This window comes from uncultured Shewanella sp., from assembly GCF_947501665.1.
Lineage (GTDB): Bacteria > Pseudomonadota > Gammaproteobacteria > Enterobacterales > Shewanellaceae > Shewanella.
Window position 1 is genome coordinate 38,802 of sequence record NZ_CANMWS010000029.1, and the last position, 24,259, is coordinate 63,060.

Below are 24,259 nucleotides of genomic sequence, written 5' to 3' on the forward strand. Positions count from 1 at the left end.
TACCAATGACAAGATGAAAATATTGCAAACTATTGATATACTCTGTAAAGCCCCTCCTTTCACTCAAGTCGATGACAACACACATGAATGTATTTTTAATCATTGATGGTATGAATCTGGTTCGCCGTATGCATGCAGCGCAGCCCAATGACACCAATATTGATGGATTACAAGAGCAAGTGCATCGCTCTTGCAAGAAGCTCATTCGATTCCACCAACCCTCCCATATCGCCATCGTGTGGGATGGAAAAGCCATTTCATGGCGCAAGCGCTTATTTGAAGATTATAAAAAAGGGCGTAAACCTATGCCTGAGGCACTCGAAAAAGGACTACCATCTGTAAAGACCTACTTACAACATCAAGGCATTTATTCCATTGAAGCCCAAAGTGAAGCCGATGATGTGATAGCAACTCTAGCCACTAAACTCACCCAAGCACAAGGTAAAGCCATTATCGTCTCAACTGACAAAGGCTTTAACCAACTGACTCATCCCCACATCCAACTCTGGGATCATTTTAACCAAACTTTTTTAACCCTAAAAGCCAGAGAAGAGAAGCTCGGCGTTGAATCTAGCCAATTTTTAGATTATCTCGCTTTAGCTGGAGACAGTGGCAATAAAATTCCAGGCGTACCAGGCATTGGTCCTAAATCAGCTTCTGAATTACTTAAAACCTTTCGTACTTTAGGAAATATTTATCGTTCTCTTGATAAAATAGGCGCCAAACAAGCAGAAAAACTGGCTACAGGAAAAACCTTAGCTAAGCTCAGCTATAAGTTGATCCAATTACAGACGGATTTACCATTAAATGTGAATTTGAAACAATTTAGGCTTTCAAGTCCCCAAAACACACCTTAAATAAAACAGTCGCTTTATCACTCATAAAGAGCGCTTTACTCAACTCAGCTATCGCAGTATATTAACTAGAAAAAATATCAGGGATGGTTAACTGCAATGAAATCAAAATTGCCGCTCTTTATTGGTAGCCTTTTTAGCCTATATTTACTCTTTGTCGCGTTTGTTGTCATCGCATATGAGCCCCTTGCCGATGATAAAGATTGGCAAGATAGACAAGCTCATAATTTATACCATATTGCCCAACTGTCATTAGGTAGTGATATCATTCAAATAAAAACATTATTGGGTATCGCCGATTTTTCAGAAGCTAAAATGGCGGAAAATGTCGCCATGCAAGTCTTGTTTTACCGTACCCAGCACAACTTCTCAGACGGGATCACGACTAAAGATGAATGTACTCCTTTATTGTTTAAAGCCGGAAAATTGATTGCTTGGGGAAGTTCCGCTTATGAAGCCTTCTTAACACTCAATGCCGAAACCTAACATGCTCCATGAGAGCGGCAATATAATCGCTCTCTATTGTTATCTTCTGATACCAAAACAGCTTTTCAATCCACCTTCTTGTTTATTTTTGATGTCAGAATATGATCTTCCCATTGACCCGCTATCTTTAAATAATCTTTTGCTCTGCCTTCTTGCTCAAAACCTAAGGTTTCTAATAAACGCTGACTTTTATCATTAGATGGCATGTAATTAGCCATGATCCGATGCAAACCTAACTCATCAAATGCATAATCTATCGTTGCCGCTAACATTTCTTGCATATAGCCTTGCCCTTGACGAGCTTCTGCCAAAGAATAACCTAAATGGCAAGCTTGAAACGCACCTTGAATGATATTGGTAAAGTTACATACACCTATAATTTTTGCTTCAGGACGTAAGCAGAGCAACCCTTGATTTAAGTCATTTATCGAACTGATATCTTGATGTTGAAAAGCCACCCAGTGCACAGCTTGCTCTTGAAAATAAGCCCTTAACTGACGTTTTAATCGTGCTTGGATCTTAGTATCACTAAAGTGATCAACTGATCGCTGTGGTTCCCATGAAGAAAGATAAGCGCGATTTTCGAGGTGATAATGACCCAACAACGCATATTGCTCTGGTAATAACACTGTCAAATATAATCTGGCCGTTTTTAAAATAGGCAATACTTCAACTTGGCCATGATTAAGGCTTTCGCTGTTGACATGATAATGGGTGAATAATCCTTCAGGCACGATTCGCTCTCCTTTAATACCACTTTATATGACGATTTATATGACAATATTAGTCGGCCTTAAACAGCTTGAACACTCTCAAACCACCACAGGGCCTACTCACTTTTTAATGCTGTTTCACTAAGGCTATTGACCTTTTTGGGGTAAATTTCCCCAAGCAAAACATATTTTAATCACAACAAGAAAGCTGAGGTCTAGCCATACTAAACCCCTTTCGTTAAACAGAGTGGCTCTCAACAAAAGATCAAGCACCTTGAGTGGATCCTGCTTAAAACAATGACAACAACGTTTATCCTGCAGAAGTCATCACCAAAGACGAACATCCCCTAATCCTTTTTATACTCTTGATACGCTTCTCCTTGCGTTATCCACTTAGGCTCAGGTTGCCCTTTTAAATAATGATCAAAATACGCCATCATGCGTAAACTATAATCGACTTTATTAGGGTATTTCTTTAAATGATGAGGCTCATCTTTATATTGTAAAAAAACCACTGGCTTACCTAAACGACGCATCGCTAAATAAAGCTCAATCCCTTGCTCCCAAGGCACCGCTTCGTCTTTATCACCAAACATCAACATCAGCGGCGTATTAATCTTATCCGCATAAAAAATAGGTGAATTTTCAATATACTCCAAAGGTGCCTGATATAAACTTTTCCCAATGCGGCTTTGCCCCGTTTCATACTGAAATTGCCGCGCAAGACCCGTGCCGTGGCGAATACCACTGTAAGCGCTAGTCATATTAGACACAGGGGCTCCAGATACGGCAGCCTTAAATAAAGACGTTTGTGTTATTGCGTAGGCCGTTTGATAACCCGCCCAAGAATGACCTTGTAAACCAATGGCATCAGGCTTGGCCAATCCCATATCAATAAGGTACTGTACCCCTGAGGTCAATGCGCTAACAGAAGAGTCTCCAGGACGACCAATCTCAAAGCGAATATCAGGCAGAAAAATACCATAGCCATTGTCCGCAAACCAAGCAAAATTAGGTCTATGGTTAAATTTCATATCAGGGAAAGCATGTAATCGATTACTCATAAAGCGATAAAAATACACAATCACAGGGTAAGATTGCCCTTCAACATAATTGCTTGGCTTAATAAACACACCATCTGACACTTTTCCGTCACTGTTTGTCCAATGCACTAATTCAGCTTGTCCCCATGCCAAACGTCGTTTTTGCGCATCCAAATCCGTTTGTTTCACATTATCTTGGGGGGTTAAATAAGGGGCAGTATAAAGATCAGGAAAAAGATCATAACGTTGCTTAGAATAAACAAGCATTTGAGGGTCTTTACTATGTGCCAACGGCGTTAATTTATAATCGCCAGCCATCAAGGTTTGTACTCCTTGCTGGCCCACTTTGGCCACATAAAATCCATCCCCTTTTGTTTTTTCACTATAACCCTGTAGTAAAATAGGCTCCTCACTTTCAAAGGTGGTCGGTAACGCGTCTTTCACCGTTAAATCCACCACACGATATTGGACTTGTTGTTTTCGCCCTAAACCTTTCGTGAGTCTCAGCCCTTTTTTAGACTCAGTACTAAATTGCCAAATATCATATTTATCATAGACTAATACTCCAGCATCATTCGCTAACCATGGACCAAAACCATAGCTGGGTGCATTTGATGGATAATCATGATCTTCATCGGAAAAAGGAACCGCTAATGCTTGAGTTAAATTAACCTTTTGCTGTTTATCTATATTATAAAGAAATACATTACCTTGCTGATAATAAACAACAAATTTCTCATTAGGCGAAAGACTTGGTACTTGAGATTCTGGTTGCTGATGCAATAATAACTGCTTTTCACCTGTCTTTATATCAAGAATATAAAAATCACGATAAAACCCCGCCCAAGTGATCATTTTTCGGTAAGGTCTATCTGAGCTGGCTAATACATAACGTTTAGCCGTTAATAAACTGGTGGTAAATGGGCTTTGTTCCAAGTCAGTTTGTTCAAGATCCGGCACATTTTTATCGGTAAGCTGAATTAAGCTATGGTTATCGATGTACAATACGGCTAAATACGTACGGGTTAACTCATTAGCATACTGCTTTATTTCATTAGGTTTAATACGTTCATCATCACCTTGCCATATCACTAAATCTCTGTTCTGACGCAGCACATCAATATCAAACACATCCTTGTCTGTTTTCATCTTCGTCATCGTCGGCTCTGGCAGGACTTGAGGCACACGTCCCATAAAGAGTCGTTCATTGTCATCTGAAAATTGCAACCCACTGTAACGATTCAATGTCCACGCTTGAGCATTGGCAGCTGAAATTCTCGTTATCTTATTGCGTTCAAGATCCATCAGACTCAAGATATATTCACGACCAAAAGGCGGCACACTGGCTTTACCTGCTGTCCAAGCTAAATGGCGCCCATTATCGCTCAAAGCAATATGACCTATTTGTTGCTCATTCGATGCAAAAACCACCTTTGAAGACAGATCTGACAACGCCACGAATTGAAGCTGGTGAAACTGATCTGCTATATTATTTTGTGCGATCACCAAATGGTGACCTAAAGCATCAAATGCAAAAGCTGATACATGTTCAAACGTCAGCTTATGCCCTGTATTTAACTGTTGCAAAACCAGCTTACTGCTTTTGTCAAATGCATCCACTTCTACTGATGGAACCTCGGCATTTTGCTCGCTTGTCGTGTTTTCACCCTTACTATTGTCTTTTTTAGGATTAAACCAAATGGCCAGCGCATTTCCTTGCTCATTAAAGTCAGCCTGCTTAACATCATCAAATTTACTTTTCTCTCCTGAGACCGTATTCAGTAGAATAAGTCCTGTCGTTAATTTTTCTTTTTCTGCCTTTGCAGTGGTTTCTAGTTGCAGTAATGTTGGTGGAATCTTGGCAATCACAAAACGGCCATCATGATTAACTCGAGGTTTAACACTGCCTTTTAGAGTGAAGCTTTGCAGTGTTTGAATGTTTTTCACTAGCACATGACTGTCACCTCTATCGGGTTTGACTTCCACAGCCAATACGGCTCCATTATTTGAAATAACAGGTTTATCTAAAGCTTCAAATGCCATTATTTCACTCGGTGTCACTCTTTGAAGCGTCGCATAACTCGCGAAAGAAAGTCCCCCCAAAACCATCATTATAAAAAATCGTATTAATTGTGACTTCAATGTCTTCTCCATTATTATTGTTGTTTATTTTCGACTAACATTAACCCATGCTTACCAAATAAGCTTAATTAACCTATGATCACATAGTACAAATAATCCTTCATTAATGGCGGTCAATGAATCATTATTTGCTTAAAAAATGTGATTTTACTCACTATTTCCTGTGAAAGTAAGACGAAAGTCGTTAAAATGACGAAGACAATGAAAATTTCAAATCGCCAGTCTATACCAGTTGCACTGGCCGATATTAGCAGTAGCGCCCAAAAGGCGGTAGGATAAACATGACAAAAAGAACCATTACGGTGATCCCTGGTGACGGGATTGGACCCAGTATTATCGATTCAGCCATCCAAATTCTTGATAAAGCAGGTTGTAACTTCGAATATGAATTCGCAGATGCAGGCCTTGCGGCACTTGAAAAACACGGTGAGCTTGTTCCACAACAAACATTAGACTTAATTGAAAAAAACAGCATCACCTTAAAAGGTCCATTAACTACACCTGTCGGTGGTGGATTTACTTCAATTAATGTGAGCTTACGTAAAAAATTCAGCTTGTATGCTAACGTTCGCCCAGTGAAATCCTTTAAAGGCACTCAAGCCCGCTATGATGATATTGATATCATCACAGTACGTGAGAACACTGAAGGCATGTACTCTGGTTTAGGTCAGACACTGTCAGAGGACGGCACAACAGCTGAAGCCACCAGTATAATTACACGCAAAGGTGCTGAGCAAATCGCTACTTTTGCTTATGATCTCGCGCGAAAAGAAAAACGTAAGAAAGTCACTATCGTGCACAAAGCCAACATTATGAAATCAACCTCAGGCTTATTTCTAAAAGTGGCTAAAGAAGTGGGTGAACGTTACCCCGATATCATCACTGAAGAAATGATTGTTGATGCCACTTGCATGAAGTTGGTCATGAACCCAGAAAACTTTGATGTTATTGTAACCACCAATTTGTTTGGTGATATATTATCCGATCTGTGCGCAGGACTCGTGGGCGGTTTAGGCATGGCGCCAGGCGCTAATATTGGTCGTGATGCTGCCATTTTTGAAGCTGTTCATGGCAGCGCCCCTGATATCGCAGGTAAGAATTTAGCCAACCCAACCTCGGTTGTATTAGCATCCATTCAAATGCTTGAATACTTAGGTATGGCAGATAAAGCCGAGCTTATTCGTAATGCGATTTCAAGCGTGATTGCTGAAGGCGATCGTACAACACGTGACTTAGGCGGTACCCATGGAACAACTGACTTTACTCAAGCAGTTATTGAACGCCTCTAATGTCATCTTCACCTAGAAGCAACCGTTCCTAATAAAAAGCCTCAATCAATATTGAGGCTTTTTATTATCTCTATCACCAAGGTGCATTGGGACGTAAACAAAGATGAACCGTTACTTCATCTCTATCATGATAAAGGTGTTTACAGGCTAACGAAAAATCAGTGACATCATTTTCCGTTAAAATTTCAGCCAGTGTCGATAAAATCACACTGACTTCTTTATAGCGACTTTTCATGGGTAATTTCAAGTTAAAAATGGCCTCTTTAAACCAGCCATTAATCGCCCATGCCTCAATAAGTTCTGCCACTCTAGAAGGCTTCTCCACCATATCGCACACTAACCAATGGATATTCTTTCTTGGCGGCTCAAATCGAAAACCATCTGCTTGATAATGCTTAACCTGTCCTGTTTCCATGAGCCCTTCATCCATAGGGCCATTATCAACAGCCGCCACAAACATTCCTCGACGCACTAATTGATATGTCCATCCACCCGGACATGCCCCTAAATCAACCGCGTTCATGCCACTGCTTAACCGCGTTTCTTGCTCTTCCTTTGGAATAAAGTGATTAAAGGCTTCATCCAATTTTAACGTTGAACGGCTCGGTGCATCCGATGCAATTTTCAATCTTGGGATCCCCATAAAGTGAGGAGAACTGTTCTGGCTTAATGAATAACCAACATAAGCAGTACCCGAAGCCACAAAACACACATGAATAATCGGTCTTTTCGAGTTTTCTTTTGCCAATAAGCTGCCCGATTTTTTCAATGCTTGGCGTAAAGGTACAGTAAACTTACGGCAAAAGCCTGAACGCTCTTTCGCCTCATTTGTATCTGGCGTTTCCACTCTTAGCTCACCCGCTTTAGCCACATCGGCTAAGGCCTCAACGATAGGCGTCGCTCTATCTGACTCAGGAAGATCCTTCAATAATGCTTTGGCTGCAAACATTTGTCTGGCAAAAATAAGCGAATCTAACGGAATTTTTTCGGCTAAAACCGCCCCATCACCTTCATTAAAACACTGAAAAATCACATAAGCGTCATTGGTCTTTGTTTTAACAAATCCGCCAATATTTAACTGGGCAGCGCGATCTTGAATTTCTGCCGCACACTCTTTTTCGTAGCCTGCACGGCAAAATAAAAATAGGTTTATCATTAAGCTTCCTAAATATTAGCAATCCTGATCGATATGACCATCAGTAATTGCTGGCTATTTTACACTGTATCTAGGAGCCTGTGTACTTTATTCCTACCACAGCCGATTACTTAAATTCATTCACACGATTACGCCATACTGCCACCGCAATAAACAACCAGCCCAATAAAAAAGACAAGCCCCCTAAAGGTGTCACCGCCCCTAACCAAGCCGTTTGAGTCAATGCATAAATGTAAAGTGAGCCTGAAAATAACACTATCCCTAAAATAAACAAATAACCTGCCCAATTCAGTATCCGCGACGGTAACCAATGGCCAGCAAAGGCAACAGCAATTAAAGCAAAGGTATGATAAAACTGATACTCTACGCCTAAATTGAAAATTCGAATCATCTCTGGTGAAGCCATATCTTTTAAACTATGAGCACCAAAAGCGCCTAATGACACAGCCAAAAAGCCACTCAATCCTGCCAATAATAAAAAACCACTGCGCATATTCACTTCTCCCTTAATATTGCTTCAATAAATTGCTGGCAATACGTCACCGCCTGCGTCATATTCTCATCATAGGTTACTCCAGAGGCTTTGCGAGGCTTAAAGCTATGACAGCCATCAACAAGCCAGTGCAGCTGTACAGCATGCATTTCAGGCCAAGTCTCCACTAAACCTTTATAACCAAATTTATCCCGCTCACCTTGTACCACCAGCAAAGGCGCTTGACACTCTACAATGGGCAACAATCTTGGTTCTCCACCTTTTAAGGGAATAAAGGGGTAGCCTAAGCAAATAACGCCGTCTACCTGGATTTTTGCAGCCACAATAGCAGCCATTCTCCCTCCCATCGATTTGCCCATTAAAATTATCTTTTTAGGCGCGTATTTTTCTTTTAAAAACGTGATGTGAGAATCAAAATCAATCACTAATTTTGGCGCTCTATCAGGTGGTCTGCGTTTTCCATCCAATGCATTGGCACACATATAGGGAAAATTAAACCGAGCAATACGCCTATTCTCCCCAGCCAAAGCCTCAGCCATTTGCACCATAAAATCAGAATGCATATTAGCACCAGCGCCGTGAGCAAAGATCACTAACACTTCACAACCAGCACCATCAAACACATACGGGCTCACTTTACTAACCACTTCACTCATGGGCTCTGTTTCTTCCTTATCCAGGCAATAATTCACTACGGGATTCTTCTTCAAACATGCTCAACATCCACTCTCTAAAAGCGGTAATTTTACCCACCTCAGCTAAGTTTTGCTCGCACACAAGGTAATATGCATTCTTACTCACTAATACATCAGGAAAAGGACAAATCAATCGACCCGCCTTAATATCGGGACTGGCAAGCACGCTGTAACCTAATGCGACCCCCTGACCATATGCAGCAGCTTGTAATACTAATGAAGAGTGACTAAATATGGGACCTTGATTCACATTAATATCACCCACACCAGTTTGCTTAAACCACGCCTGCCAATCTTGGCGGCTAGCATCATGCAATAAAGTATGATTTTTAAGATCGCTAGGTGTATTTAACGGCTTTGGACCTTTAAGTAACATAGGCGAGCAAACCGGAATTAATACTTCATTACGTAACTTATCGGCATGCACACCCGGCCAATGACCTTGCCCATAGTAAATAGCCACATCGACATCATCACTCAGTGAGCTTTGCTCATTATCAACCGCTTTAATCCGCACATCAATATCAGGATTGAGTTCACTGAATTTTGATAGCCTAGGAACGAGCCATTGAATAGCAAAACTAGGGGAAGTACTCACAGTCAACGATCCAATCGCACTTCTGGCTAATAACCTATCTGTGGCATCCGATAGCTGCACAAACAGATCTTTTATATCGAGAAAATAACTCTGACCTTCTTCGGTTAATAACAGAGAACGGTTTTTCCGACGAAAGAGTTTTAGACCTAAAAACTCTTCTAATGCCTTTATTTGGTGACTCACAGCCGCTTGGGTCACAAAGAGTTCTTCCGCTGCACGGGTAAAACTTAATTGCCTTGCAGCCGCCTCAAATGCTTTCACTGCATTTAATGGAGGTAATCGTTTTGGCATAGTGATCTAGCTCTCATTTTTGGATTAGTTTTTCTAATCTTGATTGTTACATTTTATCCTTTGTAAAAGCCAGTTTTTTTGTGTAAATTTCGCGCTATCGCAATGACAGCAAACATGACTCTTTTTACATAAAGCCATGCACTTTATTTACTAGCTGGGAGGCCAAGTAACCATGTTATCCTTTAAAAAACACATGACCCTTATTACCTTTATCACTCTGTGTGCGGCTTTTTTTGCCAGTAGCATTCAAGCCAATGACACATTAATGAATACCACAGCGTTACAAGCCAGTATTAATGCAGAGCTCAATTTAAAAATGGAAGAACTTAAACAGCAGCTGACTCAAGATATGGACACTATCTTAATTGCTGAAGAGCAGGAAAGTGATACCACTACTCAATAAGCCTTAAACATTCTCCCATCTATCATTAGATGGTTAAGCTTACTTCCCCCTCATTTAAGCTTAACCATCTGTGGTATTATTCATGCTCACCCTTGTTTTAATCATTTTTAGACTCATTCAACCTAAGATTGATTCAAACAAACGCCTATAATATCAATGCCACTTGTCCAACATGCCTATTTGATATCGGTTTATATGACACTGCCAGACAAAGTGATTATCAAGAAAATATCAGTTATCTCAGTCAATATATCAATTTAAGCTTAATGCTTTCCAGCCTATTTTGATCCTTGTGAGTTTTTCAAAACGCTCAGCAAGCAATAATCAGCTATGCTCAACACATGATGATTGCTTGAACAAACAGGATCCAATCATGCGCACCATTATTGAACCCTTTCGTATAAAGATGACTGAGCCCATTCATATCATTTCAAGAGAAGCGCGAATAAAGAAGCTTAAACAAGCTCATTATAATGTATTTTTGCTCGATGCTATCGATTGCGCCATCGACTTATTAACCGATTCTGGTACAGGTGCCATGTCTGCTCAGCAGTGGGCCGCGATTATGCTTGGCGACGAAAGCTATGCTGGCAGCCAATCTTGGAAAAAATTTGAAAAAACAGTTAAAAAAATTACTGGAATTAAGCATATATTTCCTACACATCAAGGGCGTGCAGCAGAAGGATTACTCGCCATGAGCCGTATTAAACCTGGTGATGTGATCCCCAATAACAGCCATTTTGATACTACTCGCGCCAACATTGAATTTGCAGGTGCTAACGCCATCAATTTATTATGTCAAGAAGGCCACGATCCTAGACTCGATGCGCCCTTTAAAGGCAACATGGATATCGACAAACTCAAAGAGTGTATTTTACACCATGGCGTCGAAAATATTCCTTTTGTCATGTTAACTATCACAAATAATACAGGTGGGGGCCAGCCAGTTTCCCTTGCAAATATTCGAGCCGTTAAAGCAGTGCTGTCACAATATCGTATTCCTTTGGTGTTGGATGCTTGCCGTTTTGCCGAGAATGCCTATTTCATTTCCCAGCGAGAGCAAGGGTATCAAGATAAAACCTTACTGAGTATTGCTCAAGAAATATTTTCCTTTGTCGATGCTGCCACTATGAGCCTCAAAAAAGACGGCTTGGCTAATATCGGTGGTTTTTTTATTTGTCGTAATGATGAGTGGGCAGAAGACTTTAAAAACCTATTAATTTTACGTGAAGGATTTCCAACCTATGGCGGATTGGCAGGAAGAGATCTCGAAGCTATATCGGTTGGCTTAATGGAAGCGTTAGAGATAGATTATCAAGTATATCGTCATGCATCAGTGGAATATTTAACCCAAAAACTCGATAAAAAAAATATTCCTGTGATTAAACCCAGTGGTGGTCATGCGGTTTTTATTGATGCTAAAGCCTTTATGCCCCATATTCCACCACTCCATTATCCCGGTATTGCATTGATTAATGCCCTATACATTGAGGGGGGGATTCGCGCCGTGGAATTAGGCACTGTGATGTTCGGGCGCATGAATAGTACAGGAGAGCAACACCCCTCTGATTTAGAGTTAGTCCGTTTAGCCTTTCCCAGAAGGGTATACACACAAAGTCATTTCGACTATATTATTGAAGTTATTGAAAAGGTTTGGGAAATGCGCGACTCTTACAGTGGACTTAAAATAACCAAACAACCCGCAATGTTACGGCACTTCTCATGCCATTTTCAATACCTGACTTGATAAGCCTTACCTTATCAAATTTTTTCCTATACTAGAGGTTGTTGAACTTTTTTGATCATTTATGCAACAGTTTGTGGGGTTTTTAGGCAAGGCTGAGCTTAGGCAATATTGTGATATTTAAACGTCACTCTACTTTCCCCGTCTGATGTTTATGGATGAACAAATGTCGTGCTCACATCAATGTGAATGAACGATTTTGAAAGCAGCTCTGATTCTTTTATAAAGCAGGATCGACTAAAGGTGTTTGACTCTTTGTTGTCGCCTTCTTAACTAGAGAAAACGGGCTGAAAGAACAAAGCTGCACTCACGACGCCGCAATTAAAACACATTTAGTTCGAATATAAAGATCAACAACCCTTGATAACCTTATAAAAATAATGAGAACAACATGAAAATTCTAGCATTTGCTGCCAGTAATAGTCGCCAATCTATTAATAAAAAACTCGTCACTTATGCCTGCAGCTTAATACCTTATGCCGATATCGACATCATCGACTTAAATGACTACGAACTGCCCCTATTTAGTGTCGATAAAGAACAAGAGCTAGGGCAACCCGCTTTAGCCCAAGCTTTTTTTGATAAAATAACCAGTGCAGATAAACTCATCATTTCCTTTGCTGAGCATAATGGCTCTTACACTGCTGCTTACAAAAACCTGTTTGATTGGCTCTCTCGCATCAACAATAAAGTGTATCAAAACAAACCCACATTATTACTGTCTACCTCACCAGGGCCGGGCGCTGCCGCTAGCGTCATGAAGTCAGCCTTACACTCGGCGCCCTTTTTTGCCGCCGATGTCAAAGCCCATTTATCGGTGCCGCGTTTTTTTGATAATTTTGATGTAACGAAAAATATCATCAATAATAATGACATTCATGCTGAGCTGCTTGCAGCCATCGAGCAACTCTAAATAAACGGCGCCAATAATCGATATCCTATCGCTTAGAAGCTAGTAAATATCACCATTATTGGCGCAATAAAACCAACATGTGCCTATGGGCACAGCAGTCTCATATCATTTAAAAAGGATTGATTATGATAAAGCAGGCAGCCACTCATTTACTCTTTATTCTATTATTAGCTATTTCACCTTTTGCTTTTAGCATTGATGTTTGCAGTGCAGATAAAAAAGCCGAAGCCCTCGCCCAAGCGACCTTACAAAATAAGACCATTGACTTAGCATGTCATTTAACGTTATCAGATACTGATGTCATGACGAAAAAAGTGATCATTCAAGGCGAAGTCGCCTCAGGTATGGTATTTGATTGTCAAAATGGCATTATCGATATGGCGTCGGGCATTGATACCGGCCTATTTACCCACGCCGAAAATACAATTAGCATACAATCGGTTAAATTAGCCGATAACACTTGGTCTGTTCCCAGTAATATCACTATTGAAAACTGCCATATAAAAGGCAATATTCGCATTATCGGTATGGGAAAAAATGGCGAAGCGAGGGAGGTTAATCTCTCATCGCAAACCAGTGGACATACTCAGCGAGCCAATAATGCGGCTCCCAATAATATTCTGCTTAATTCTCTCTCCATTGAGTCTATCGTACGCACTCCCTTATATATTGCTCCCGGCGTGCATCATGTGACACTACAAGATTCAAATATATTAGGCACTTCCAGCTCTGTTGCGCTTTATTTGGATGCTGAGTCAAATCACAATCACATTCTCAATAATCAATTTCATGCCAGTGGCCCACGTGAAGTGATGGCCATTGATGGCTCTGCAATGAATACCATTCGAGGAAATTTATTTTCTGCTATTAATAATGGGGGCATTTATCTTTATCGTAACTGCGGCCAAGGGGGAACCGTTAGACATCAAACCCCAAGTCACAACATCATAGAGCACAACTATTTTTATTATGATCAATACACTGGTATACATCCAGCGATTTATGTCAGCGCGCGAAACGGTAATAGACAGTACTGTGAGGATGATAGCGCTGCAAACTTGCCTAATACCAGTTCGACAGATAATAACGATAATGCAGAATCTAACCTTATTCGCTACAACCAATTTTTAAACCGAGAGCCCATGCTCTATACACGATTTGGCTTAAGGTTTGAAGATGCTTATCTAAATATACCCACTACTTATGGGAACTATCGGGTTAGCCAATTTCATTTCGGTTCAACCTTGGCTGGTACACTCCTTCAGCCTAAAGACACTCGAGGACAAACTTGCCAGCGTAATGTATATTAATGAATGAGTTAAGCTCTTTAACGCTCATCAACCCAAGTTCAGGTTATATTAGGCCATCATGTAAACATAATGGCCTATTTCAATCAGACAGACACTGCTAAGGGCGATATACCTTTACATTGGTATACCCTTGCTCTTGTAAATACAAGGTTTGCAGTTTACTCATCACGCCACGTTCGCAATACAAAAGATAGGTTTTATCTTTATCAAAATCACCAAATTGTGTCGCCAGCTTATAAAAAGGCACTTTTTTCACTTCAATACCGCTGAGTGCTAACGGCGATAGCTCTTCTTCTTCTGGCGCACGCACATCAATCACTACTTCACCGTGATTGATAGCATCAACTGTTGCCGTTTCAGTGATTTTTTGATCCATTTCCGTCGCAATATCCTTAATGCTGATCACCTTAGATTCTGCCAGTACGCGCTCAATTAAATCGTCAGAAAACTTCATTTCTTCTTTTTCAATCTTAGACAATACAGCTTTAACCGTCGGCTTTTGAGAGATCACACCACAATATTCAGGAATGGATTTCGCAAAGTCTTCGGTGCCAATTTTACGACTGATATCAATAATGTCTTGTTTATCCATTGCGATCAAGGGACGTAAAATCAATTGCTCTGTGCACCTATCGATCACATTTAAGTTAGTCAAGGTTTGGCTAGACACTTGTCCCATCGCTTCCCCTGTGACTAACGCCTGTATGCCCATACGTTCAGCCACTTTTGCTGCCGTTCGCATCATCATACGTTTTAAAATCACTCCCATTTGGCCATTATCAACACGCTCTAAAAGCTCTTGCACCACAGGATCAAATGGCACTGAAATAAATTTCACTTTATGGGATTCACCGTATCTTTTCCATAAATGATAAGCCACTTGCTTCACGCCAATCTCATGCTGATCGCCGCCTAAATTAAAGAAACAAAAATGAGTACGTGAGCCACGCTTAATAAATTGATAACTGGATACGCCAGAATCAAAGCCGCCGGAAATCAATGACAACACATCTTCTTGGGTGGCCATAGGAAAACCACCTAAGCCTTGAATACGCTTATCCACTAAATAAAGCTGTTCTTGATCGATTTCAAGGTTGACCGTGAGATCAGGGTTTTTTAATCTTACCCCAGTCGCATCGGTAAACTGATTAAGTCCACCGCCCACATAACGCTCAACTTCAATAGAATTAAAATCATGCTTACCGCTACGTTTTACGCGCACACAGAAGGTTTTTCCTGCTAGCTCATCTTTATAAGCCGCTAAGGTTTGCTGGTAAATATCATCGATTGACTCAAAAGTACTCACATTGACTTGCAGAATGTGGGCAATCCCCGGAATACAGGCCAAGCGCTCACCAAAAGCGTCAATTAAATCCTTTCTCTCATCGGGCACCATGATCATGATTTTGTCCCACTGACGCTGTACTTTTGCACTTTCGTCAACATTTTTAAGGACATTTCTAATATTGGTTTCAAGCATTTTGGTAAAACGCATTCTTACCGGCTTGCTTTTCATCATGATTTCAGGAAACAGTTTTACGATAAATTTCATGGGCGTTCCGAGGGAAAGAAAATTAAGAGTCAATAAACGGAGCGGGATTATAGCATAGACGGATTAAGCGAGATATACCGAAGCATATGAAGCAGCATTGAAATACGATCAAGAGGAAGAAGGAGACGAAAAAGCCTAAACGATTAGTCAAATTAGACTCATTTGATATCGCGATAAAAAAGCGATCTGCCTTCATTAACTGGTTGTTCAACATCGAGGGAGTTACCCACGCCCAGCGAACTCAAGCTTATCAGTAAAGCCAGTAGCTTTTATGCTGTGTTGATTTTCTTTACCTAACAAGGTCCGCTTCTTAGCTCAGGTTTAGGTTATTTATGCCGATGATCAAATAAAATTAGATATTAATGGAAGTTAACATCTAACCTTAAATAATGATGAGATATTAACAAATAATTAGAAATGGTTATGGAGTCACACATGTACAATATTGCATTATTTGGTGCTGGGCGTATTGGAGAAATCCATGCTGTTAATATTCACAGACATAATGAAACATTACTTTATTCGATTATCGATCCATACATGGAAGGCGCCAATGAACTTGCTCAGCGCTATAATGCTAAAGTACAATTAACAGAAGAAGCCATTGCAGACCCGAATATCCACGCTGTATTAATTGCTTCTGCAACCGATACTCATGCAGATTTGATAGAAATGGCGGCTAACGCTAAGAAAGATATTCTCTGCGAAAAACCGATCCATTTAGACATGGATCGCGTAAAAAAGTGCCTTGAAATAGTTAAGAAAAATAATGTTTCTTTACTCGTAGGATTTAATCGACGTCATGATCCCCACTTCCAAAAAATGCGAGAATTAATCAAAAAAGGGGAAATTGGTCAGCTTGAATCATTATTGATGATTTCCCGAGATCCATTACCTCCGACCGCTGATTATGTCAAAGTCTCTGGTGGTATGCTTCGCGATATGACCATCCATGATTTTGATATGGTACGCTTTATTATGGAAGAAGAACCTATTTCTATTTATGCTAAAGGGAGTAATTTAATCAGTTCAGACATTGAGTTAGCAGGTGATATTGATACCGCTGTTGTTGTCATGAAATTTCCCTCTGGTGCAATAGCAACCATTTCAAATAGTCGCCGTTCCGGTTACGGATACGATCAACGTATTGAAGTTCATGGTGCCAAAGGCTTATTAACAGCGACTAATATCAAAGAAGATAGTATTGAACAATGGAATCAAAATGGCTGTATCACCTCGCAACCAGAGCATTTTTTTCAACAACGTTATCAAGCTGCATATAAAGCGGAGTGGGATCATTTTGTCGATGTCATTGCTGCGAGAGTCGTACCGATATGTAATGGTTACGATGCTAAACAAACATTATTTCTGGCCAATAATGCGATGGAATCTTTAATAACGGGTACTGAAATTCAACTTTCTTTATGACAATAAAGTGAAGTTTCGTAATGCTTCTTGGGTGACATAAGGTATGGCTTTATTCATAAAATAAATACGGTCAAACTTTTCTGGCTCATTATTCATCAGATCACGCAGGTTATGCCACAAAGCCTGACGTAAACAGGTACCAATATTAAATTTGGCAATACGGCTCTTTTTCAGCTTTATCATGTCTTCATCACAAATACCAGTTGTGCCGTGGATCACTAGCGGGAGCGATACTTCTTTGGCAATCTTATCCAACAAATCGAAATCAATGGTACAACTTGGCTCTGTCATACGATGAATGTTACCAACAGAAACGGCCACACAATCAGCACCACTCTCACGCGCAAAACGTACAGCATCAACCGGACGTGTATCAATAGTTTTGATATGATCACGTCCTTCATTATAAGGCACCGAGCCAATTTCACCTTCTACAGAGGCACCTAATGCATGCGCCACATCAGCCACTGCATGGGTACGAGCAATATTTTCAGCTAAAGGCAGCTGAGAACCATCAAACATCACTGAACTAAAACCGGCCTTTAGTGCACGAAAAACAATAGATTCTTCATAAGTGTGGTCCAGATGTAAACACACTGGGACGCGACTGTCATGCACAAGCTTCAAAAGCATCGCCGCGACGGTTTCAACACCATAGAAATCCACCATGTCTTTATTACAACCCAAAATAACCGCTTTATTCACCGTTTCTGCCGCTTCAATAATGGCTTTAGTATCCTCAACACCAAATACGCTAAAACACGGAACGGAATAATCAGCAGCGGCTGCTTGCGGCAATACATCGTTTAAATTAACTAACATAATCTCCACACTCCAGATTATTTAAATTTGGCAATCATATCTTTAATGCCAGGGATCGTTTCAACTTGATAGGCGTGATGCGGGTCAAAATGCTGACACAATGATTGAGAAGTTCTACCTACTATCACAGTAAAGTAATACATCTCGTAACCTGGTGCGGCCACACTGGGGTGATAACCTTTATCGATTTGAATCACCGAACCTGTTCGCACATGATAAACAGGACCAAGATCATCTTCATGTTCATATAAAAATTGCGCACCAAAACCGACATCAGGATTAAAACGAAACTGATACACTTCTTCAAATGCTGTTTCTTTATTCCCGTCACCTTTCACACGATCAACATCGTGCTTATGTGGCGGGAAACCAGACCAACCACCAGCACCCACAGTAAAAAGCTCACTGACAAGAAGACGGCCACGTTTATCAGCATTCGATTGGCCTAATATGTGTTTAATTTTACGATGTGTTTTGGTTTCATCAGAGCCATATTGCACCATATCGACGTTATCGACGCGCACACAAAAAGGCTGAAGAGATACTTCAAAGCATCCACCTGCGATCATGATATCTGCATGTTCGCTGATACTTTCAATGACCGCACTATAATCTAACGGGACATACACCGATTCAGGATCGCCTTCCCATACCGAAGCACGCTGACCAACATTGTCGAACATGATGTCTTTATCGACGCCATTGCTCACAGTGATGCGACACGTACCACCGGCTAACACGATGACAGATTCATACCCTTCGATGCGGTGCTCATATTGTTCGCTTTCGCTTAAATGTACTTGATTAAAGTAACACCGCGGTGTGACATCATCATTCACATCAACAATTGGCTGATTCATATTATTAAACGGGGGAATATGTTTGCCCATAGTCATTTTCTCCTCACTGCTAGATCTTGTTTATTAGCCTCAATAAAATCAAAAAGTTGCTTTTTAGTTGGCATCGCTTCGGTACAACTATTACCACTGACATTAATCGCTGCAGCCGCAGAGCCATGCTTTATACCCTCCTCTAATTCGCCGTCATTCACCAACGTCCAAATTAATGCCCCCGCAAACGCGTCTCCTGAACCAAATGGCTTTTGTGCATCAACACGAAAAATACCTTGTTGAAACTTTTCACTCGCTTGGCAATAAACTTTCGATCCCAGCTCGCCGGCCTTGATCACTAAGATTTGTGTGTTCCCATTTAAAAAGCGCTTAGCCGTCATATCATCATCTTTATTACTGGGTGCAAGCACGGTTTCCATCATGTCAAATTCTTCACGATTACCGATCACTATGTCAGACAAAGCAGCTGCGATACCATAGTAAATAGATGCATCCACATCAGTACGCCATGAATAAGGACGGTAATCGATATCCAGCACTACCACGGTATTGTTTCGACGAGCGTACTCCATTGCCAGCAAACTGGCTTCACGGCTTGGACTGGCAGATAATGCGGTACCTGTCACGACCAATATTTTGGCACTTGCAATATATGCTTGGCTAACTTGTTCTGGTTTGATAGTCAAATCTGAGGCGTTGTTACGGTATATCAACACAGTACAATCCGTTGGCTTCATTTCCGTGAATGCCACAGACGTGCGTGAACCCGATGCATCCGTCATCAATCCATCAAGATTAATCCCTTGAGCTAACATATAACCTTTAACATAATCACCAAAAGCATCATCTGCCACACCCCCAATAAAGCCACTTTTTCCACCTAATTTACTGACAGCCACAGCAATGTTTGCAGCTGAACCGCCAACAAATTTGTCAAACCCTGAAATATCAGCCATATCCATGTTTGACTCACGAGCATAAAGATCAACCCCCGCACGCCCTAACACGATGACATCTAATGGACGGTTTTTCTGCAGGTCAACCTTCGTCATAATCCCTTCCTTATTCAAAGCAAGCGGCGATTTTCTAGACTAACTGCCTACTACTTATATTCAACCTAAGCAGCATTTTTGTCGACTGATAGTCTATTACTTATCGTTAATCTCAGCGACATCTTTCAGCTAGTTGTTGATTAGGTATAGTCAACCCAAGCGGCATTTTTATCAGCGGACTCGACGCATTTTTCACACAGACGAACGCCGTCAATACCCGCATCGATCCCAGGAAATATAAGGCTTGAGAGCGCTGCTTGATTGTTACGATTTGCCGCATCAAATGCTAGCGCAAAACGGTGATAAATATTGGCCCATGACTCAAAATATCCTTCAGCATGACCACCGCTGATACGATCAGGCGAAACACCGACAGCACCTTGGTATAAATACCCCATACCACGCTCTAGTAATCGTGCGGGCTCACCCTGCACCTCATAACGCAGTTGATTCGGTTGCTCATCCCACCATTCAATAGACGCTTTCTCACCGACAATACGGATTTTCTGTTGATGCATCGCTCCTGCATTAACAGCTGAAGCCCACAGCGTACCGACAGCCCCCCCGTTGAATTCCATCATCACATGAGCGTTATCTTCTAAGGGGGTTCGCGATTTAATGAAGCTTTGGCGCATGCAGGATAAACGTTCCACTTTCAAGCCAGTTATGAGTTCGCACAGGTAAAATACATGTGTGCCGATATCACCTAGTATGTAAGTTGGGCCAGAGACTTTAGGGGTTACACGCCATTTAAGTGCAGGATCGGTCAATTCGTATTCTTCATTATGAAAGCCGTGAGCGAACTGCATATTGACAATACGGACATCACCAATATCACCGCGCTGTACCATTTCACGAGCCTGCTGCACCATAGGAAAACCGCTATAACCATACATCACACCAATGATGCAATTATTTTTTTCCGCAATGCGTTTCAACTCTTGCGCTTCTTCGATGGTAAACGTAAGCGGCTTTTCACACACAACATGTAACTTAGCCTCAAGTGCTGCTTTACTGATCTCGTAATGAGTCACATTGGGCGTCGCGATGGAAACGGCTTGAACGCCTTCTTCATGTTTCGCTTCAGCGGCAAACATTTCTTTGTAGTCGGCATAACAACGGTCAGCATCAAGACCAAGATTGATACCGAAATCGCGACCATCGCTCGCACTTCGGTCAAAAGCGCCAGCCACTAACGTGAACAAACCATCACGTTGCGCCGCATTACGATGTGAGTAACCAATCTGGCTATTACGACCTCCCCCCACCATCCCCCAACGAATGGGTCGTTCAAAATGACATTCTTCATCAAACATAGCTGACTCCTGAATAAATATCACAACCGTATTAAAGCTGTATTTTCAGTTAAATATGGATACTTTGTGAATATAAAATTCATTAATAAAATAATACCCAAGCCTGACACTACACACCTCGACGTTGTGCGGAGCGACCCGCTTCCCAGTCAGAGACTTTCTTTTCAGCGTCCTTGCTGTGTGTCACCTCCGGTAATCCCACTTCCCACCAGCAATCGCATTGAGACCACGCCGCAGGTGATATTGGATCAATATCAACCACAATAACGTAAGTTCTGTCAGCCGCTTTTGCACGTGCAAAAGCGGCATCAAATTCAATGATGGACGTTAGCTTCTCGCTGATAGCCCCTTGAGCTTCAGCGTGCTTCGCAAAATCGACACGAGCGACCTTACCCTCTGGGCGACGACAATCTTTAAAGAGATTATTAAACGAATCATTACCCGTATTTTGCTGTAATTTATTAATCACGGCAAAACCCCCATTATCACATACCACGACTATCATCTTGTGCCCAGTCAATACTGATGAGTAAATATCAGAATTTTGCATTAAATAAGACCCATCCCCCACGAGCACTATCACCTCTTTTTTGGGATTAGCCATTTTCGCCCCCCACCCCCCTGCAATTTCATAACCCATACATGAATAGCCAAAATCAATATCAAACTTCCCAATTTGATAGCTCTGCCAGTTCATGGCAAGTTCAGCTGGAAGACCTCCCGCAGCGGTCAAAATGGTGTCGCCTGGTTCCATCAAGTGGTTCAACTTGCCAATCACTTCACCGTAAGAAGACAAATTCGGCAGTAAATCCCCGGCTTCAGGGTGAGTACGACAATGCACTAAGGCTTTCCACTCATCGGCTTCTTTTTTTGCTTTATCAGACCACGGCTTCACTGCACGCCAATCCCCCAATAATGCTGACAATTTAGTCATGCAAACTTTTGCATCCCCCAAGACAGGATAAGATTGGTGTTTAATCGCATCAAATTTAGCCACATTAATACTAATAAGCTTCATTTCAGGATTCTGGAATACAGTCCATGAACCCGTGGTAAAATCTTGCAGACGTGTCCCTATAGCCAATACCACATCAGCTTCGTTCGCCATGTGGTTGGCAGAGTTAGATCCTGTTACCCCTATAGGTCCCGCATTAAATGGATTGCTTTGTAGCATGCTGGCACGACCAGCAATGGTCTCTACCACGGGGATATTATGCTTACTCGCAATCTGTGCCAGCTCATCGGTTGCCAATGAATAGTGCACTCCACCACCTGAAATAATGAGTGGTTTCTTGGCTTTTAACAGAATAGAACTTGCTTCTTCCAATGCTAGTATTTCAGGCTCTGGACGACGAATGCGATGCAACTTATCAGTAAAAAATATGTCAGGAAAATCGTAAGCCACACCTTGAATATCTTGTGGTAGACCAAGAAATACTGGGCCACACATCGCTGGATCAAGCAAAGTGTCGAGTGCTTGTGGCAAGGTATGCATAAGTTGAGAGGGTGATATAATGCGATCCCAATACCGGGTCAGTGGCTTAAAAGCATCAATGGCAGTAACAGACGGGTCGTTGAAGTTTTCAGGTTGTTGTAAAACAGGATCGGGTAGGCGACTGACATAAGCATCACCTGAAATCAATAACAGCGGCAAACGGTTAGTATGGGCAATCCCTGCTGCTGTCAACATATTGGTCGAGCCCGGCCCAATCGAACTAGTCGCGATACCAATACGACGACGTTGATTGGCTTTAGCATAAGCAATGGCGGCGATAGCCATTGATTGTTCATTTTGTCCTCGCCATGTCGGAATTGTATTCGCAATATTTTTCAATTGCTGGCCAAAACAAGTCACATTACCATGACCAAAGATGGCAAAAGCTGCACCAAACAACGGTACCGTTTCCCCCTCAATTTGAATTTTCTGCGCCGCTAGGTATTTGGCTAACGCTTCAGCAACAGTTAGGCGTACCGTATTATTCATCTTTTTTCTCCGTCTGCGAGATACGAATATTGATGTCTCGACCCAAAACGCGATCTATCTTTTATTACGGCCACAAGTATCAATAGACAGTACTGCCACTTCAAATAACTCAATCTAATTATAGGGCGTACTTGTTGGCATAGCCTGTGATCTTTTTATAAGCAATTTTTGCATATGTTAATGGATGAGCCTTGGCAGGATCTTGCTCAGCCTCAACGAGCAACCAACCTTGATACTGCTGCTCTTTTAAGGCTGAAAATATGTCGTCATAGTCTATATCGCCATTCCCTGGCACAGTAAATACGCCATCCAGAACAGCGTTAAGGAATGATTTATCAGCAAATCGCGCAGCCTCCATGATACTCAAACGAAGGTCTTTAAAGTGCATATGGCCAATACGGTGTCCCCAATGTTTGATCACAGTGACAGGGTTACCGCCCCCATAGGTCATGTGGCCAGTATCCAATGTTAAGAAAACGGAATGACCCGTCAGTTCCATCAACGTATTAATATCATCTTCCGTTTCACAAATCGTTCCCACGTGATGATGATAAGATAATTTAATACTGTGTTGATTTAATAGATAATCTGCAATTCTGGTGAGTTTTTCTGCATATACTTTCCACTCTTCCATCGTCAATATGACTCTCTTTGACAAAGGGGTGTTGATATCACCGTGTACGCTATTGCTCACTTCGCCATACACCATAGCACTACAAGCTGCCGCTTTAAGCAGCTTGATATGTTGTTGCATTACGGCAATTTCTTCATCAACAGTGTGTGACATTAAGTTGCCGCTGAACCAAGCTGATGCCAATACAAGGCCATGTTGCTTTAATAAAGGGAGTAATATTTCAGGTTCTCGTGGGTATTTTGTCCCTAATTCAGTTCCGGTAAACCCCGCTTCAGCCATCTCTTTCAAACATGTTTCCAATGGTATATCACCGCCCAATGCTGGCATGTCGTCATTAGTCCAACTCAAAGGACTGATCCCGTATTGCACATTGCTCATGTTTGATCCCCACTTTATTTCACTCAAAATAAGTATAGATGACTCCTGATGAAGCAAAAATATTCATCCCAATTTAAGTGGTTATAATATTAACGATGCGACTTCTCCAATA

21 protein-coding genes are annotated in these 24,259 nt (G+C 41.4%); 8 read left to right on the forward strand and 13 right to left on the reverse strand.

The window, feature by feature from the left end:
- Positions 1 to 83: 83 nt before the first annotated feature.
- The gene (xni, locus tag Q0976_RS19455; RefSeq protein ID WP_299495540.1) at positions 84 to 857 is read left to right on the forward strand and encodes a flap endonuclease Xni; all 774 of its coding nucleotides are present in this window, start codon (positions 84 to 86) and stop codon (positions 855 to 857) included.
- A gap of 96 nt (positions 858 to 953) precedes the next feature.
- Entirely contained in the window at positions 954 to 1,340 is a 387-nt protein-coding gene (locus Q0976_RS19460; protein ID WP_299495541.1) for a DUF3192 domain-containing protein, read from the forward strand.
- A 65-nt stretch (positions 1,341 to 1,405) separates the two neighbouring features.
- Here Q0976_RS19460 and Q0976_RS19465 read toward each other — a convergent pair whose 3' ends face one another.
- Positions 1,406 to 2,074, reverse strand: a complete 669-nt coding sequence (locus tag Q0976_RS19465; RefSeq protein ID WP_299495542.1) for a GNAT family N-acetyltransferase — start codon at positions 2,072 to 2,074, stop codon at positions 1,406 to 1,408.
- A gap of 326 nt (positions 2,075 to 2,400) precedes the next feature.
- Complete coding sequence (locus Q0976_RS19470; RefSeq protein WP_299495543.1) at positions 2,401 to 5,238, reverse strand: prolyl oligopeptidase family serine peptidase; 2,838 nt, start codon at positions 5,236 to 5,238, stop codon at positions 2,401 to 2,403.
- Positions 5,239 to 5,519: 281 nt separating this feature from the next.
- On the opposite strand from Q0976_RS19470, the gene Q0976_RS19475 reads away from it, so the two are divergent.
- Positions 5,520 to 6,527 carry an isocitrate dehydrogenase gene (locus Q0976_RS19475; RefSeq protein ID WP_299495544.1) on the forward strand — a complete coding sequence of 336 codons (1,008 nt, stop codon included), beginning with the start codon at positions 5,520 to 5,522 and terminating at the stop codon, positions 6,525 to 6,527.
- A 73-nt stretch (positions 6,528 to 6,600) separates the two neighbouring features.
- Here Q0976_RS19475 and rlmM read toward each other — a convergent pair whose 3' ends face one another.
- The 4 genes from rlmM to Q0976_RS19495 all read right to left on the reverse strand — a co-directional run bounded on the left by rlmM (position 6,601) and on the right by Q0976_RS19495 (position 9,760).
- Positions 6,601 to 7,683: a 23S rRNA (cytidine(2498)-2'-O)-methyltransferase RlmM gene (rlmM, locus tag Q0976_RS19480; RefSeq protein ID WP_299495545.1), complete on the reverse strand. Its 1,083-nt coding sequence runs from the start codon at positions 7,681 to 7,683 to the stop codon at positions 6,601 to 6,603.
- 106 nt (positions 7,684 to 7,789) lie between these two features.
- Complete coding sequence (locus Q0976_RS19485; RefSeq protein ID WP_299495547.1) at positions 7,790 to 8,176, reverse strand: DUF423 domain-containing protein; 387 nt, start codon at positions 8,174 to 8,176, stop codon at positions 7,790 to 7,792.
- A 2-nt stretch (positions 8,177 to 8,178) separates the two neighbouring features.
- Positions 8,179 to 8,832: an alpha/beta fold hydrolase gene (locus tag Q0976_RS19490; protein WP_299495548.1), complete on the reverse strand. Its 654-nt coding sequence runs from the start codon at positions 8,830 to 8,832 to the stop codon at positions 8,179 to 8,181.
- A gap of 16 nt (positions 8,833 to 8,848) precedes the next feature.
- Entirely contained in the window at positions 8,849 to 9,760 is a 912-nt protein-coding gene (locus Q0976_RS19495; protein ID WP_299495550.1) for a transcriptional regulator GcvA, read from the reverse strand.
- A 172-nt stretch (positions 9,761 to 9,932) separates the two neighbouring features.
- Here Q0976_RS19495 and Q0976_RS19500 point away from each other — a divergent pair, with 172 nt between their 5' ends.
- The 4 genes from Q0976_RS19500 to Q0976_RS19515 all read left to right on the forward strand — a co-directional run bounded on the left by Q0976_RS19500 (position 9,933) and on the right by Q0976_RS19515 (position 14,130).
- Positions 9,933 to 10,163, forward strand: coding sequence for a hypothetical protein (locus tag Q0976_RS19500; protein ID WP_299495552.1), 231 nt, complete (start codon positions 9,933 to 9,935; stop codon positions 10,161 to 10,163).
- A gap of 373 nt (positions 10,164 to 10,536) precedes the next feature.
- Positions 10,537 to 11,910: a tryptophanase gene (locus Q0976_RS19505; RefSeq protein WP_299495553.1), complete on the forward strand. Its 1,374-nt coding sequence runs from the start codon at positions 10,537 to 10,539 to the stop codon at positions 11,908 to 11,910.
- Between the two features lie 388 nt (positions 11,911 to 12,298).
- Positions 12,299 to 12,820 (forward strand): NAD(P)H-dependent oxidoreductase, encoded by a 522-nt coding sequence (locus Q0976_RS19510; protein ID WP_299495554.1) that lies wholly within the window; start codon positions 12,299 to 12,301, stop codon positions 12,818 to 12,820.
- 125 nt (positions 12,821 to 12,945) lie between these two features.
- Complete coding sequence (locus Q0976_RS19515) at positions 12,946 to 14,130, forward strand: hypothetical protein (RefSeq protein ID WP_299495555.1); 1,185 nt, start codon at positions 12,946 to 12,948, stop codon at positions 14,128 to 14,130.
- 97 nt (positions 14,131 to 14,227) lie between these two features.
- Here the strand turns inward: Q0976_RS19515 and thiI are convergent, their stop codons facing one another.
- Entirely contained in the window at positions 14,228 to 15,682 is a 1,455-nt protein-coding gene (gene thiI, locus Q0976_RS19520; protein WP_299495556.1) for a tRNA uracil 4-sulfurtransferase ThiI, read from the reverse strand.
- Between the two features lie 435 nt (positions 15,683 to 16,117).
- Between thiI and iolG the strand changes: the two genes are divergently transcribed.
- A complete protein-coding gene (iolG, locus tag Q0976_RS19525; RefSeq protein ID WP_299495557.1) occupies positions 16,118 to 17,110 on the forward strand; it encodes an inositol 2-dehydrogenase in 993 nt (330 codons plus the stop codon).
- On the opposite strand, the gene Q0976_RS19530 is transcribed toward iolG, so the two are convergent.
- From Q0976_RS19530 to iolE, 6 genes are all read right to left on the reverse strand, one after another.
- Positions 17,105 to 17,932 (reverse strand): class II fructose-bisphosphate aldolase, encoded by an 828-nt coding sequence (locus Q0976_RS19530; RefSeq protein WP_299495558.1) that lies wholly within the window; start codon positions 17,930 to 17,932, stop codon positions 17,105 to 17,107. The genes iolG and Q0976_RS19530 overlap by 6 nt on opposite strands.
- A 17-nt stretch (positions 17,933 to 17,949) precedes the next feature.
- Positions 17,950 to 18,822 (reverse strand): 5-deoxy-glucuronate isomerase, encoded by an 873-nt coding sequence (locus Q0976_RS19535; RefSeq protein ID WP_299495559.1) that lies wholly within the window; start codon positions 18,820 to 18,822, stop codon positions 17,950 to 17,952.
- Between the two features lie 2 nt (positions 18,823 to 18,824).
- Positions 18,825 to 19,835 (reverse strand): 5-dehydro-2-deoxygluconokinase, encoded by a 1,011-nt coding sequence (iolC, locus tag Q0976_RS19540; RefSeq protein WP_299495560.1) that lies wholly within the window; start codon positions 19,833 to 19,835, stop codon positions 18,825 to 18,827.
- Positions 19,836 to 19,975: 140 nt separating this feature from the next.
- Positions 19,976 to 21,151: a Gfo/Idh/MocA family oxidoreductase gene (locus Q0976_RS19545; protein ID WP_299495561.1), complete on the reverse strand. Its 1,176-nt coding sequence runs from the start codon at positions 21,149 to 21,151 to the stop codon at positions 19,976 to 19,978.
- A gap of 109 nt (positions 21,152 to 21,260) precedes the next feature.
- Positions 21,261 to 23,135, reverse strand: a complete 1,875-nt coding sequence (iolD, locus tag Q0976_RS19550) for a 3D-(3,5/4)-trihydroxycyclohexane-1,2-dione acylhydrolase (decyclizing) (RefSeq protein WP_299495563.1) — start codon at positions 23,133 to 23,135, stop codon at positions 21,261 to 21,263.
- A 118-nt stretch (positions 23,136 to 23,253) separates the two neighbouring features.
- Positions 23,254 to 24,147, reverse strand: coding sequence for a myo-inosose-2 dehydratase (iolE, locus tag Q0976_RS19555; protein WP_299495565.1), 894 nt, complete (start codon positions 24,145 to 24,147; stop codon positions 23,254 to 23,256).
- Positions 24,148 to 24,259: the final 112 nt, after the last annotated feature.